This window comes from Nonomuraea pusilla, assembly GCF_900109355.1.
Classification (GTDB): Bacteria; Actinomycetota; Actinomycetes; order Streptosporangiales; family Streptosporangiaceae; genus Nonomuraea; species Nonomuraea pusilla.
The window spans coordinates 442327-456732 of the sequence record NZ_FOBF01000001.1 but is presented as its reverse complement, the minus strand read 5'-3'; the positions used below and the strand labels follow the sequence as shown (position 1 = coordinate 456732).

The 14406-nt window shown below is 71.4% G+C and carries 12 protein-coding genes and 1 pseudogene; all 13 read right to left on the bottom strand.

What is annotated here, in order from left to right; all coding sequences use genetic code 11:
- Nucleotides 1-93 precede the first annotated feature (93 nt).
- Nucleotides 94-1410, bottom strand: coding sequence for an NAD(P)/FAD-dependent oxidoreductase (locus tag BMX74_RS02005; RefSeq protein WP_055508161.1), 1317 nt, complete (start codon nt 1408-1410; stop codon nt 94-96).
- 95 nt (nt 1411-1505) lie between these two features.
- Nucleotides 1506-2300: a uracil-DNA glycosylase gene (locus tag BMX74_RS02000; RefSeq protein WP_055508158.1), complete on the bottom strand. Its 795-nt coding sequence runs from the start codon at nt 2298-2300 to the stop codon at nt 1506-1508.
- Nucleotides 2301-2434: 134 nt separating this feature from the next.
- Nucleotides 2435-3421 carry a hypothetical protein gene (locus tag BMX74_RS01995; RefSeq protein ID WP_091097812.1) on the bottom strand — a complete coding sequence of 329 codons (987 nt, stop codon included), beginning with the start codon at nt 3419-3421 and terminating at the stop codon, nt 2435-2437.
- Entirely contained in the window at nt 3418-3744 is a 327-nt protein-coding gene (locus BMX74_RS01990; protein ID WP_055508154.1) for a PadR family transcriptional regulator, read from the bottom strand. Before BMX74_RS01990 ends, BMX74_RS01995 begins: the two co-directional genes overlap by 4 nt.
- 110 nt (nt 3745-3854) lie before the next feature.
- The gene (locus BMX74_RS01985) at nt 3855-5291 is read right to left on the bottom strand and encodes a hypothetical protein (protein WP_143078527.1); all 1437 of its coding nucleotides are present in this window, start codon (nt 5289-5291) and stop codon (nt 3855-3857) included.
- Nucleotides 5292-5458: 167 nt separating this feature from the next.
- Entirely contained in the window at nt 5459-6415 is a 957-nt protein-coding gene (locus BMX74_RS01980; protein WP_055508150.1) for a Ppx/GppA phosphatase family protein, read from the bottom strand.
- Nucleotides 6406-6894 carry a DUF501 domain-containing protein gene (locus BMX74_RS01975; RefSeq protein WP_055508148.1) on the bottom strand — a complete coding sequence of 163 codons (489 nt, stop codon included), beginning with the start codon at nt 6892-6894 and terminating at the stop codon, nt 6406-6408. Before BMX74_RS01975 ends, BMX74_RS01980 begins: the two co-directional genes overlap by 10 nt.
- On the bottom strand, nt 6884-7294 hold the full coding sequence (locus BMX74_RS01970; protein ID WP_055508146.1) for an FtsB family cell division protein: 411 nt from the start codon (nt 7292-7294) through the stop codon (nt 6884-6886). Before BMX74_RS01970 ends, BMX74_RS01975 begins: the two co-directional genes overlap by 11 nt.
- Before the next feature lie 63 nt (nt 7295-7357).
- A complete protein-coding gene (gene eno, locus BMX74_RS01965) occupies nt 7358-8635 on the bottom strand; it encodes a phosphopyruvate hydratase (RefSeq protein WP_055508144.1) in 1278 nt (425 codons plus the stop codon).
- A gap of 75 nt (nt 8636-8710) precedes the next feature.
- Nucleotides 8711-9652, bottom strand: coding sequence for a nucleoside triphosphate pyrophosphohydrolase (locus tag BMX74_RS01960; protein WP_091097808.1), 942 nt, complete (start codon nt 9650-9652; stop codon nt 8711-8713).
- A 3-nt stretch (nt 9653-9655) separates the two neighbouring features.
- Nucleotides 9656-10246, bottom strand: a pseudogene (locus tag BMX74_RS01955) (SurA N-terminal domain-containing protein); the annotation flags it as partial.
- A gap of 25 nt (nt 10247-10271) precedes the next feature.
- Nucleotides 10272-13757, bottom strand: a complete 3486-nt coding sequence (mfd, locus tag BMX74_RS01950) for a transcription-repair coupling factor (RefSeq protein ID WP_091098078.1) — start codon at nt 13755-13757, stop codon at nt 10272-10274.
- Nucleotides 13758-13832: 75 nt separating this feature from the next.
- Nucleotides 13833-14342 (bottom strand): cupin domain-containing protein, encoded by a 510-nt coding sequence (locus BMX74_RS01945; RefSeq protein WP_256256733.1) that lies wholly within the window; start codon nt 14340-14342, stop codon nt 13833-13835.
- Nucleotides 14343-14406 lie beyond the last annotated feature (64 nt).

The window sequence follows — 14406 nt, the reverse complement described above, 5'->3', positions numbered from 1 at the left end:
TTGTGTCCCTTCCGCTCGCGACCACGGGCGCCGAAGCGCCCCGGTGACGGATCACCGGGGCGCCGCCGTTCCCGGACCGACCGCCGCTGCCGGCTAACGGTGAGTCGTCGCCACCGCCGCCCTGAAGTCTTCGCGCGGGTGCTCCATCTCACCCAGGGAGATGGTCTCCCGCTTGAAGAACAGGGCCAGGGTCCAGTCGACGACGACGCGAACCTTGCGATTCAGCGTCGGCACCCGGGACAGATGGTAGGTGCGGTGCATGAACCACGCAGGGAATCCGCGAAGCTTGATGCCGTAGACGTTCGCGACCCCCTGGTGGAGCCCCAGCCCGGCGACCGACCCGACATACTTGTGGCGGTATTGCACCAGTTGCTGGCCGCGCAGGTACCGGACGATGTTGTCGCCCAGCACCCGCGCCTGGCGGACGGCGTGCTGCGCGTTCGGAGCGCAGTACTGGCCGGGGTTGGTGACGTCGGGCACGCCGGCCGCGTCGCCCGCGGCGAAGGCGCCCTCGGCGCCCGCCACCGTGAGCATCGCCGTGGTCTTGATGCGCCCGCGCTCGTCGAGCGGCAGGTCGCTGTCCTTGACGACCGGGCTCGGCTTGACGCCCGCCGTCCAGACGAGGGTTTCGGCGTCGAACTCGGTGCCGTCGGAGAGCACGACGTGGCCGCCCACGCACGACTCGAGCCGGGTGTCGAGCTTGACCTCGATGCCGCGCTCGCGCAGCTGCTCCAGCGTCCACCTGCCCATCTCGGGCCCGACCTCGGGCAGCACGCGGTTGGTCGCCTCGACGAGCACCCAGCGCACGTCCGAGGGCCCGATGTTGCGGTAGTAGCGGGTGGAGTCCTTGGCCATGTCCTCCAGCTCGGCGAGCGCCTCGACGCCCGCGAAGCCGGCGCCGACCACCACGAAGGTCAGGGCCCTTCGCCGCACCTCCGGGTCGTCGGTGGACTCCGCCACGTCGAGCAGGTGCAGGACGCGGTTGCGCAGCGCGATGGCCTCGCCGACCGTCTTGAAGCCGATGCCGATGTCGGTCAGGCCGGGGATCGGCAGGGTGCGCGAGATCGAGCCGGCCGCCATGACGATGACGTCGTAGGCCACCTCACGGGCCTCGCCCTCGGCCGGCTGGAACGTGACAGTGTGCTCGCCGTGGTTCACCTTGGTGACCGTGCCGTTGAGGATGCGCACGCCGGGCAGGATGCGCCGCAGCGGCGCGACGACGTGCCGCGGCGAGAGGTTACCCGCGGCCGCCTCCGGCAAGAAGGGCTGGTACGTCATGTAGGACTGGGGGTCGATGATCGTGACGCGAACCTCGCCGGCGCGCAGTTCCCGGTGGAGCCGGCGCTGCAGCCGCAGCGCGGTGTACAGGCCGACGTATCCGCCGCCGACGATCACGATGTGCTTGTTCATCCTGAGGCCCCATCCCTCGTGGAGTGCTTGTGAAAGCATTCACAAGCTTACGTCAAGCGCGCTTGATGGCTCCAACCCGGGGGTGGTGGGACGCGTCACACAGCCAGTGACCTGGCCCTGGTGAAGATCTCGTCGAGCATCGGGGCGGTGACCCGCCCGGTGAACGTGTTCTGCTGACTCGGGTGGTAGCAGCCGAGCAGCGTGACCGGCCGGTCGCCGTGCGGGACGGCCACCTCGACGCCGTGGCCGAAGGCCGGCCTCGACCGCGGCAGCGCGTACCCGGCCTCGCGCAGGGCCGGCCAGACCGCCTGCCAGGCGAACCCGCCGAGCGCCACCACCACCCGCACCGTCGGGGCGACCAGCGCCACCTCCCGCGCCATCCACGGCAGGCAGGCGGCGCGCTCCTGCGGCGTCGGCTTGTTGGCGGGCGGCGCGCAGCGCACCGCCGCGAGCACCCGCGCCCCCCTCAGCGCCTGCCCGTCGCCCGCGTGGGTGCTCGTCTCCTGGGCGGCCCACCCGCAGCGGTGCAGCGAGGCGAACAGCCAGTCGCCGCTGCGGTCGCCGGTGAAGATCCGGCCGGTCCTGTTCCCGCCGTGCGCGGCCGGCGCCAGCCCCACGATCAGCAGGCTCGGCCGCTCGTCACCCCAGCCCGGGACGGGACGGCCCCAGTACGTCTCGTCCGCGAACGCGCGCCGCCGCACCGTGGCGACCTCTTCCCGCCAGTCCACCAGGCGCGGGCAGGCACGGCAGACCGACTGCCTGGCCGTGAGCTCCGCGAGGGTGCTGCTGGTGCCGGCGAGGCGGCGCACGTCCGCGGGGTCATGGGCGACCGGGGTGCCGGCGGTCGCGGGATCTCCTGGCCAGCCACTTCCGGGAGGTACGAAGCTCATGACACCGATGGTGCCCGATCCCCCTGACCACCCTGGACCGGCCCGTCACCCGGCGGAACCGCCGGCCGTCCGATCGGCCGGGAACCGCCCGCGACGGTGGTCACCGTCGACCGGCGCGACTCCCGGGCGACCGGTCATCCGGACCGCCCGGCACGGGGCCGGCCCGTCGGGGAGGCGCTGGGCGACGCGGCGGGGGCCTCGCTGGGTGACGCGCTCGCCTCCGGCTCCTCCGGCGTGGCCCGCGCCATCGGCTCCTGCGACGGGGAGGCGGTCGGGCAGGGCGTCGCCGTCGGCGTGGAACCGTCCTGCTCGTCCTGCGGGACCAGCGGGAGCGGGTAGCGGTTCAGTATCGGCTCGCCGCACGAGCGATCGACGGTGTAGCCGTAGCTCTCGGGCTCGGTGGTGACCGGCTTGCCGTCCTGGTCGTACAGGTAGACGTCGGTCAGCGGGGTGCCGTCCTTGGCGTACGGCTTGATGTTGTAGACCCCGTCGCCGGCGGAGACCGTGTTGACGTAGACGTCCGGCGGCGACTGGGAGGAGGCGTAGCGGCTCGTGTCGTCGTTCCACTCGGCGGCCTGCATCAGCCCGAGGAGCAGGGCCACGGCGGCGACGGCGTTGACGCCCGCCGCCGCGAGCAGCACCGCCCGCCCCCGGTGCCGCCGCCTGCCGAACCAGACCGACACGTACACGGCGGCGGCCACCACCACCCAGTCCACGACGCCCTGCGGGGCGATGCGTCCCGAGCTCGTCACCGAGACCAGGATCATGGCCAGCAGGTAGCCGCGCAGCACCCACCAGCCGGGCCTCAGCTCGGGCAGGAAGCCGACCAGGCCGCGGTAGGGGGCGTGGCGCAGCAGCGACCGGTGCGCGTCCCGCGCCCACCCCCTGGCCCGCGCGCGCGGCCCAGGACGGCGCCCCACGCCGCCGTGCGGGCGCCCGCCGTAGGCGGCCACCAGTTCCTCGGCGTACGCCTCCGGCGGCCCGAGCCGCTCCTCCAGCGGCACGCCGGACTCCGCCGCGATCTCGGCCAGATGGTCGTCGAGGTCCTCCAGCAGTTCCTCGCGTTCCGGGTGGTCGGCCAGGGCCGCACGCACGGCCCGTGCGTACTGGTCGATCGTCATGACTGCCCCTCCTTGAGCAGGGAGGCCATGGTGGCCGCGAACGAGTTCCAGGTCTTGGCCGACGAGGCGTACATGGTCCTGCCGACCTCGTTGAGCCCGTAGTACTTGCGGTGCGGCCCCTCGTCGGAGGCCACGACGTACGACGTCAGCGCGCCCGCCTTGAACAGGCGGCGCAGCGTGCCGTACACCGAGGCGTCGCCCACCTCGTCGAGTCCCGCCTCCCTGAGGCGTCGTACGACGTCGTAGCCGTAGCCGTCGCGTTCGGAGAGGACCGCCAGGACGGCCAGGTCGAGCACGCCCTTCAGGAGCTGGCTGCTGTCCACGCAATGCACACTACTGTGCAAAGCACAGTAGTGGCAACACGAAAAAACCGGGCGGCGCCGGATGGCACCGCCCGGTTCAGCACATGTCAGCACATGTGGTTCAGCGGACCTTACGCGTCAGCGGAGGCCGGGCAGGTCGCCGAGTAGTTGGCGACGCCGGAGCTGACCGCGTTCGGGCTCACGACGACGAGCTCGATGGTGCCCTTCGTCTCCTTGGCGCTCTGGGTGCCGCCGACGCCCCAGGTGACGTCGAGGTCGCCGTTCACCTGACGCTCCAGGACGTTGACGTCCTTCACGCCGTTGACGACCCAGTAGTACTTCACCGTGGTGGGCGCGGTGCTGTGCAGGGTGGCCTTGAAGTCCACGCCGGGACCGCGGCCGTCCTTGCACATGTCGTTGCGCTGGCCGGCGACGGAGACGGACGAGACCGTCACCTTGGCCTGGCAGGCCGCGTACGACTGCGTGATCGTGTCGCTGTTGACCTGTCCGGTCACGGTCAGGGTGATCTTGCCGCCCTTGGCCGCCTCACCGGCGAGCGCCTGCTCGGGCAGCGCGACGGTCTTGGTGCCGGCCTCGGAGAAGACCGTCTCGCCCTTGAGGACGGACGTGCCGTTCACCTGCCAGGTCCACTGCACCCGCGAGGCGCCGGTGGTGCTCACGCTGGCGTGCGCGCCGACCTTGCAGGTGTCGTGGTTGGTGGCGGTGACCAGGTTGCTCACCGACACCTTGGCGGCCGGAGCCGGCTGGGAGTCCTTGCACCAGACCTTGTAGTAGGCGCGGTTGGAGGACGTGCGGTCGGGGCCGAGGATCTCCAGCTGGGCCCAGCCACGCTGGCTGTGCCGCGGGGAGATGTCGAAGCCGACCTTGCGCTTGCTCCAGACCTTGACCTTGCCGCCGTCGACGACCTCGCCGTTCAGCACCCAGCGGTAGCGGACCCAGGCGGGCCTGCTGGTCTCGATCAGGCCGACGAAGTCGATCCCGTTGTTCGGGGTGCACGGACCGGCGTAGCTCGCCGGGTCGGCCCAGGCGCGGGCCGAGACCGTGAGGTCCTTGTCGTTGTGGACACCGCTCATGTCGTTGTCCACGCAGGCGACCGAGAAGTAGCCCTTCTTGGACGTGACCTTCTTCGGGCCGAGGACCTGGATGGCCTCCCAGCCCTTCACGTTGCCCTTGAAGGTGATCGACTCGGAGACCTTCACCGACTTGGTCCCGTGGCCCTTGAGCTTGACCACCTGGACCTTGCCCTTGGACCCGTCACCGTGGAGCCAGCGGTAGGCGAGTTCGGTCTTGCCCTTGACCGGGACCTTGATCGTGGACGTGAAGTTGACCTTGACCGGGCAGCCACCCTCGTAGTCGCCGGTCGACGCCTTCGGCGCGGACACCGAGAGCTTCGACTTCGACGCGGCCGAGGCGGCCGAGGTGGTGGTCTTGCCGGCCGTGGCCGAGGTGGCCGCCTGAGCGGGGCTCGACACGAGCCCGGCGGCCATGGTGGCCAGCACCGCGGAAGCGCCGAACGCCGCCGCTCTCCGCGCTAACCCAACAGACATCATGTGAGAGTGCTCCATTCCGTGAGGGAAAAGACGCGCTCGGGAACGGTCGCCATGCCGGCACCTTCCGTGCACAGCTATATGGCAAAGCCCCCGTAATGCCCCTTTACCTAATCACAACCATGATTGCACGCTCAACACAAGCGATGAAGCGGTAATTACGTCATTCAGCCATCAATAGGACGAATCGACCAGGCAATCCCATCGAGGATGTCGTGTTCGCTGACGACGACCTGCGAAAACGCGAATCGCCGTACGATCCGGTCAAGAATTAGCGCACCCGCGCCAATCACGTCAACACGCCCGGGATGCATCACCGGAACCGCCGCCCGCTCACCATGGGTCATCGCGAGCAGCCGCCGCGTCACGTCGTGCACCTGTTCCGCGGAAATCCGCGAGTGATGAATCTTCTCCGCGTCGTACGCGGAAAGCCCCAGAGCGATGCCCGCCACCGTCGTGACCGACCCCGCCAGGCCCACGAGCGTACGCGCCTCGCGCACCGGCACCGCCGCCTCCACCCGGTCGAGCGCCGCCTCCACGTCCGCCACCACCGACTCCAGGGCGGTGGCCGACGGCGGGTCGCCCGCGTCACGCAGGTGCCGCTCCGTCAGGCGTACGCAGCCGATGTCGACCGACAGCGCCGACTCGGCGTGCTCGGTGCCCACCACGAACTCCGTGGAACCGCCCCCGATGTCCACCACGAGGTACGGCGGCAGCGGCCCGCCCGGCGCGCCCGTCTCCGGCGACAGCCGCAGCAGCCCCCTCGTCGCGCCCACGAACGACAGCTCGGCCTCCTCGGCGCCCGAGACCACCTCGGGCGCCACGCCGAAGATCTCGCGGACGCCGTCGGCGAACTCCTGCCGGTTCTCCGCGTCACGCGTCGCGCTCGTGGCCACCACCCGCGTCGCCACCGCGCCGTGCTCGTCGATCAGCTTCCGGTACGCCCGCATCGCCGCGAACGTCCGCTCCAGCGCGTCGGGGGCGAGCCTGCCGGTGCGGTCGACGCCCTGGCCCAGGCGCACGATCTCCATCCGCCGCTCGACGTCGGTCAGCTCCTGCCCCACCACGTCGGCGATCAGCAGGCGCACCGAGTTGGTGCCGCAGTCGACAGCCGCTACACGCATGGTCCGTCACTCCACCAGTCGGGGAGGGCGTCGAGCGCCTCCCTGCCGAACGGGTTCGACCCGGGCGCCGCCAGCTCGTGCGCGACGAGCGCGTGCAGGCACTTGACCCGCAGCGGCATGCCCCCCGTGCTCTGCATGTCGCGCGGCAGCGGCTCCAGGCCCTGCTCCTCGGCCGCCCTGTCGCGCCTGGCCACGTAGTCGTCGTGCGCGGCCTGGTAGGCGGCGGCCAGCTCGGGCTCGGTGGCGAGCCTGGCCTGCATCTCCCGCATCAGGCCCGAGCCCTCCAGGGTGCCGATGGCCGAGGCGGCCTTCGGGCAGGTCAGGTAGTACAGGGTGGGGAAGGGCGAGCCGTCGGGCAGCCGGGGCGCGGTCTCCACCACATCGGGATTGCCGCACGGGCACCGGTGCGCCACCTCGCGCAGCCCCCTCGGCGGGCGCCCGAGCTGCCGCTCGACCGCCTCGACGTCCTTACTGTCCAACGCTCTCCTTCTCGACGGCGCGGCGGCCCGTGCCCTTGTCGGCCGCCTCCACCGACTCCCAGAGCGTCTGGTACCACGGCGGCGGCGCCGGCCGCTTCACGGCCGCCTGCTCCTTGCCCTGCTCGGGCTCCATCACCACGAAGCACTTCTCGCCTGGGCCGCAGTAGTGCAGCCGTTCCTTGGCCGTCCGCTTGATCCAGTTGGGGTCCTGGACCTGCCGGTCGCGGGCGAGCAGCGTCTGCCGCTCCGCCTCGACCCTGGACTTCTCCGCCCGCAGCTCGGCGATGCTGCGGCGCAGGCTGATGTATTCGCGCACAGGGTAGGCCAGGCTCATCGCGATCGCGCACACCACCACCGCCAGGATGGCGGCCCGCCCGGTCAGCTGCGGCCTCTTCGCCAATTGCCGAACACCCCCTCACGTACGGCCCGTGGCACGAGCCCGTGCCACGGGCCGTACCCGAACCTAGCGCTGGAAACGCGGGAACGCGCCGCGACCCGCGTAACGGGCGGCGTCGTCGAGCAGCTCCTCGATGCGCAGCAGCTGGTTGTACTTGGCCACGCGGTCGGAGCGGGCCGGGGCGCCCGTCTTGATCTGACCGCAGTTCACGGCCACGGCGAGGTCGGCGATCGTGGTGTCCTCGGTCTCGCCGGAGCGGTGGCTCATCATGCAGCGGTAGCCGCTCCTGTGGGCCAGGTCGACGGCGTCGAAGGTCTCGGTGAGCGTGCCGATCTGGTTCACCTTGACCAGCAGGGCGTTGGCCACGCCCTGCCTGATGCCGCGCTCCAGCCGCTCGGGGTTGGTGACGAACAGGTCGTCGCCGACGAGCTGGACGCGGTCGCCCAGCGCCTCGGTGATGGCCTTCCAGCCCTCCCAGTCCTCCTCGTCGAGGGGGTCCTCGATGGAGACCAGCGGGTAGTTGTCGACCAGGTCGGTGTAGAAGGCGACGAGCTCCTGCGCCGACAGGCCCTTGCCGTCGATCGTGTAGACGCCGTCCTTGTGGAACTCGGACGCCGCCACGTCGAGGGCCAGCGCGACGTCCTCGCCCGGCCGGTAGCCGGCCCGCTCGATCGCGACGAGGATGAGGTCGAGGGCGTCGCGGTTGGACGGCAGGTTGGGGGCGAAGCCGCCCTCGTCGCCCAGGCCGGTGGCGTAGCCCTTCTCCTTGAGCACGCCCTTCAGCGCGTGGTAGACCTCGGTGCCCATGCGCACCGCCTCGCGGAACGACTCCGCGCCGATCGGGGCGATCATGAACTCCTGGATGTCGACGTTCGTGTCGGCGTGGGCGCCGCCGTTGAGGATGTTCATCATCGGCACGGGCAGCACGTGGGCGTTGGGGCCGCCCAGGTAGCGGAAGAGCGGCAGGTCGGCGCTGTCGGCCGCGGCCTTGGCGACGGCCAGCGAGACGCCCAGGATGGCGTTGGCGCCCAGCTTCGACTTGTTGGGCGTGCGGTCCAGATCGATCATGATCTGGTCGATGATGCGCTGGTCCTCGGCCTCGACGCCGCTGATCTCCTCGAAGATCTCGTCGGTGACGGACAGCACCGCCTTCTCGACGCCCTTGCCGCCGTAGCGATCGCCGCCGTCACGCAGCTCCACGGCCTCGAACTGGCCGGTGGACGCACCGCTCGGCACGGCGGCGCGGCCGCTGCTGCCGTCGTCGAGCACCACCTCGACCTCGACCGTCGGGTTGCCCCGAGAGTCGAGGATCTCGCGAGCGTAAACGACCTCGATGGTAGCCACGGGATGCGCTCCTCAATCGAAAGGCAATATGCCTTCAGAGCCTATCGGTACGCCCGCCGGCCGGAGCGACGCGGCTCAGGAACCGCCCTGCTCGCTGCGCTCCCAGGCGCGCACCCTGTCGCGGTAGGCGCGGGCGACGGCCCGCAGCTCGGCCTCCGGGTCGAGGCCCGCCGCGGCGGCCCTGCGCACCAGGTCGAACAGCTCCCTGCCGACGCCCTGGCCGACGGCCGCGGCCAGCGACTCGGGCGCACCCGAGCGCCCGGCCCTGCTGAGGAGCTGCGCGGCCAGCGACAGCGCCGGCTGGCCCATCGGCACGCCGTCGAGCGGCGACTCGCCGCCCTTCGCGGCCCGCTCGGCCGCCTTGATGGCGTCCCAGTTGTCGGCCACCTCGTCGGCGCTCTCGGCCCGCACCGAGCCGAAGACGTGCGGGTGGCGGCGCACCAGCTTCTCGACGATGCCCGCCGCGACGTCGTCCATGTCGAAGTCCTCGGCCACGCGGGCGTGGAAGACCACCTGGAGCAGCAGGTCGCCCAGCTCCTCGCGGAGCGCCGGGTAGTCGCCCTCCTCGAGGGTCTCCAGCACCTCGTACGCCTCTTCGAGCAGGTACGGCACCAGCGACTCGTGGGTCTGCTTCCGATCCCACGGGCACTCCCTGCGCAGGCGGTCCATCACCGCCACCAGGTCGAGCACCCGGGCGCCCGGCAGGTCGTACGAGCCGGGCACGACCTCGATCAGCGGCGGCTCGTCCAGCGCGATCGCGGCGTGCCCCACGGCGCGCATGAAGCCCTCGTCGTCCTCGGCCAGCCACACGACCGTCTCCGCGACCGCCCTCCTCGCCAGCGCGGCCGGGTCGGGGGTGACGACCTCGACCGCGACCCCGGCCTCGCCCAGGTACGGCAGCAGCGGATGGGCGTCGGACCCGGCCAGCACCCGGCCGGACCGCAGCGCCTCCCACGCCCGGTGGCTGAGCAGCCCCGGCGCGACCCTGGGCGAGGTGGTGACGACGACGAGCGGCACGGGTCAGCCCTGCTGCTGCTGCGGCGGCTGCTCCGCGACCTTGCCGAAGCGGCCCGGGTCGACGAAGCCCTGCTGGGTGAACTGGCCGTAGCGCGGGCTGTAGAGCGGCTTGATCGAGGACAGCTCCTTGGTGAAGCGGTCCTGGGCGCCCTGGTCCTGGGCGCCGCCGAACTGGTTGCGCACCTTCACCGCACCCAGCTCGGCCCGCAGGTAGCCGCGCGCGTTGCCCGGCGCGACGCCCTTGGACAGCAGGTTGACCTCGGGCGAGCCGTACTGGCCCGGGTCCTGCAGCGCCTTGTCGATCTCCGACTCGCTGACCTGGATCTTGTACTTCGCGCCGAGCTGGCGGAACACGCTCTCGTTCGCCATCCGGTAGAGCACGAACTGGGCCACCGGCACCCCGAGCTGCTCCGGCTCGATGTTGGCGCGCTTGAGCGCCGCCTGGTACTCCTCGACGTTTGTGGTCAGATCGCGCGTCGAGATGCGCTCGTCACCGACCACCGCGGCGGCGCCGGCCCCCACGGGCGAAGAGCAGGCGGTCAGGGCGATGCCCACCGCGGCAGCGGCCACAGCCACTCGAATCGTCTTCACGTTCGTCCCTTTCCGACAAAAACCGCCGCTAGCTTACCCGCGCGGGCTCGAGGAACATCGCCTCGACCAGGTCACCGCACCATTTGAGCAGATCGAGGTCGCGGAGCGGCTGCCCGCCCAGCGGCTTGGTCTTGGGCACCGGCACGAGCAGGGTCTCGGCCGCCTGCTTGTATATCGCCTTCCTGTACAGCCGGTCGAGCCTGACCTGCTGCGACTCCCTCAGTCTGGCCGGGCCGAACTTGATGTTCTGGCCCTGCAGGGTGACGTCCGTCAGCCCCGCCCTGCGCGCCTTGATGCGGAAGCGGGCGACCTCCAGCAGGTTCTCCACCTCGACCGGCGGCTTGCCGTAGCGGTCGGTCAGCTCGGCGCGCACCTCGTCGATGTCGCTCTCCTGCGCGATCGCCGCGATGCGCTTGTACGCCTCCAGCCGCAGCCGCTCGGACGTGACGTAGTCGTGCGGGATGTGGGCGTTGACCGGCAGCTCCACCTTGACGTCGGGCTGCTCCTCCTGCACCTCGCCGGACAGCTTGGCCTTCTGCTCCTTCACCGCCTCGCTCATCAGCCGCACGTACAGGTCGAAGCCGACGCCCGCGATGAAGCCCGACTGCTCCGCGCCGAGCACGTTGCCCGCGCCGCGGATCTCCAGGTCCTTCATGGCGACGTACATGCCGGCGCCCATCTCGGTGTGCTGCGAGATCGTGGCCAGGCGCTCGTGCGCGGTCTCGGTGAGCGGCTTCTCCGGCGGGTACAGGAAGTAGGCGTAGCCGCGCTCCCTGCCCCGCCCGACGCGGCCCCTGAGCTGGTGCAGCTGCGACAGGCCGTAGTTGTCCGCCCGGTCGACGATGAGCGTGTTGGCGTTGGGCACGTCGAGGCCCGACTCGACGATCGTGGTGGAGACGAGCAGGTCGTACTCCCGCTCCCAGAACCCCACCATGATCTTCTCGAGCTGGCTCTCGTTCATCTGGCCGTGCGCCACCGCGACCCGCGCCTCCGGCACCAGCTCCTTCAGCCGCGCCGCCACCCTGTTGATCGAGGCCACCCGGTTGTGGACGAAGAAGATCTGGCCGTCGCGCATCAGCTCGCGCCTGATCGCGGCCGCGATCTGCTTCTCCTCGTACGGCCCCACGAACGTGAGGATCGGGTGCCGCTCCTCGGGCGGGGTGAGGATCGTGGACATCTCGCGGATGCCGGTGAGGCCCATCTCCAGCGTGCGCGGGATCGGCGTCGCCGACATGGCCAGCACGTCCACCTGCGTGCGCAGGTGCTTCATGGCCTCCTTGTGCTCGACGCCGAACCGCTGCTCCTCGTCGATGATGATCAGGCCGAGGTCCTTGAACCTGACCTCGGGGCTGAGCAGGCGGTGCGTGCCGATGACGACGTCCACCGCGCCGGTCCTGACCCCCTCCAGCGTGGCCGCCACGTCGGCGTCGGTCTGGAAGCGCGACACCGGCTTCAGCGTGACGGGGAAGCTGGAGAACCGCTCGGTGAACGTGGACATGTGCTGCTGCACCAGCAGGGTCGTGGGCACCAGCACCGCCACCTGCTTGCCGTCCTGCACCGCCTTGAAGGCGGCGCGCACCGCGATCTCGGTCTTGCCGTAGCCGACGTCGCCGCAGATCAGGCGGTCCATCGGGACGGGACGCTCCATGTCGCGCTTGACCTCGTCGATGGCCGCGAGCTGGTCGGACGTCTCCGCGTACGGGAAGGCGTCCTCCATCTCGCGCTGCCACGGCGAGTCGGGCGAGAACGGGTGCCCGGGCGAGGCCATGCGGGCGGAGTACAGCCTGATCAGCTCGCCGGCGATCTCCTTGACCGCCTTCTTCGCCCTGGACTTCGCCTTCGCCCAGTCGGCGCCGCCCATGCGGTTGAGGGTGGGCGCCTCGCCGCCGACGTAGCGGGTGACCTCGTCGAGCTGGTCGGTGGGGACGTACAGGCGGTCGCCCTTGGCGTACTCGATGACGAGGTACTCGCGGGTGGCGCCCTGCACGGTGCGCTGCACCATCTCCACGTAGCGGCCGACGCCGTGCTGCTCGTGCACGACGTGGTCGCCGACCTTGAGCTGGAGCGGGTCGACCATGTTGCGCCTGCGCGACGGCAGGCGGCGCATGTCCTTCGTGGACGCCTTCTGCCCGACCAGGTCGAGATGGGTGAGCACGGCCAGGCGCGGCGTCACGAACCCGTGCTCGATCAGGCCCGTCGTGACGTGCACGACCTTCGGCTCCGGCGCCTCGTCGAGGAACTGCTGGAGCCTCGCGGGGACGTCCACGCCGCGCAGCAGCTCCGCCATGCGCTCGGCGGGGCCGTGGCCCTCGCTCACCAGCACGACCGCCTTGTCGTCGGCCAGCCAGCCCTTGATGTCGGCCAGCGCCTTCGCGGTGTCGCCCCGGTACGCCTCGCAGTCCTGCGCGTCGAGCTCCACCCCGGTGCCGAACGGCGCCATCGTCCACCACGGCTGCCCCAGCGCCGCTGCCTTCTCCCGGATCTCCTCCAGCGTCCTGAACGCCGCCGCGCCGAGGTCGATCGGCGCCTCGCCGCCCGCCGCCGCGTTGATCCACGACGCCTCAAGGAACTCCTGCGAGGTGCGCACCAGCTCCTCGGCGCGCCCCCTGATGCGCTCGGGGTCGCACACGAACACGGCCGACCTGGCGGGCAGGTGGTCGAGCAGGAGGTCCATCTCCCCCGCCAGCACCGGCGCGAACGCCTCCATGCCCTCGACCGGCGTGCCGTCGGCGAGCTGGTCGAGCACCTCGGCCAGCGCCGGGTGCCGCTGGGCCAGCTCCGCCGCCCGCGCCCGCACCTCGGGGGTGAGCAGCAGCTCGCGGCACGGCGGCGCGAAAAGGCCGCCCTCGGCGGCCTCCAGCGACCGCTGGTCGGCCACCTTGAACCAGCGGATCTCCTCGACCGTGTCGCCCCAGAACTCCAGCCGCAGCGGGTGCTCCTCGGTGGGCGGGAACACGTCGAGCAGTCCGCCGCGCACGGCGACCTCGCCGCGCTTCTCCACCATGTCGACCCGGTGGTAGCCGTTCGTCACCAGCCGGTCGACGACGTCGTCGAGGTCGGCGTCGTCGCCCGCGCGCAGCCTGATCGGCTCCAGGTCGCCGAGCCCCTTGACGATGGGCTGCAGCAGCGCCCTGACCGGCGCGACGACGACGCTGAGCGGGCCCGCGGCGGAGTCGCCCTTCACCGGGTGCGCGAGCCGCCTGAGCACCGCCAGCCGCTGGCCCACCGTGTCGCTGCGCGGCGACAGGCGCTCGTGCGGCAGGGTCTCCCAGGCCGGGAAGACGGCCACGGAGCCGGGCTCCATGAGGCTGGTCAGCGCCGCCGCGAGGTCCTGGGCCTCCCGCTCGGTGGCGGTGACGGCGAGGACGGCGCGGCTGTCGCGCCCCGCCAGCGCGGCCACGCCGAACGGCCGCAGCGCGGCCGGAGCCACCAGCGCGACGTCGCCGCCCTCCTCCAGGGCGGCGGTCAGCGCAGGGTCGGTGACAACGAGGTCAAGCAGCCCGGAAAGACTCATCAGATACGCCCACAGCCCCACGACGGCAACACGACTACCCCCGGCCGTGTCAGGTCGCGGGGGTCGGGTCACAGCCTACTCGCCCACGGGCCCCCGCTCGCTGACGGAGCACCCGGAGTCCTCGTGGCCGCGCACCCCGTCGCCGCGCACCCCGTCGCCGCGCACCCCGTCGCCGCGGACCTCCGGGTCGGGGACCTTGTAGCCCGGGATCGACGGCCAGCGCACCGTCAGGACGACCGACTCCTCCTCGGCCCGCCACGAGTGGTCGACGCCCCTGCCCCACACCACGTAGTCGCCGCGCTTGGACAGCAGCACGCTGCGCCCCGGCAGCTCCACCCGGAACCTGCCGCTGATCAGCACCAGCAGGGCCGTGCGCGCCTCGCCGCGCACCCACTGCGCCCGCTCGTCGCCCGGCGCGTGCACGCCCCACTTGATCTCGACGTCGGCGCTGTGCCGCGGGTCGCCCGGGGGCCTGAAGTGGCCGAGGAGCCAGCCGGCGTCGGCCGCCCCGTCGACGTCGGCGTTGCCGACGTAGACCCCCTGCCCCACGGGCCCGCCACTCTCGCTCGTCACTGGGTCGTCCACGGCCCAGGACGCTAGCAGGGGCCGGAGGAGGGTACGTCCATCACGCAGAGACGACGACTGGCTA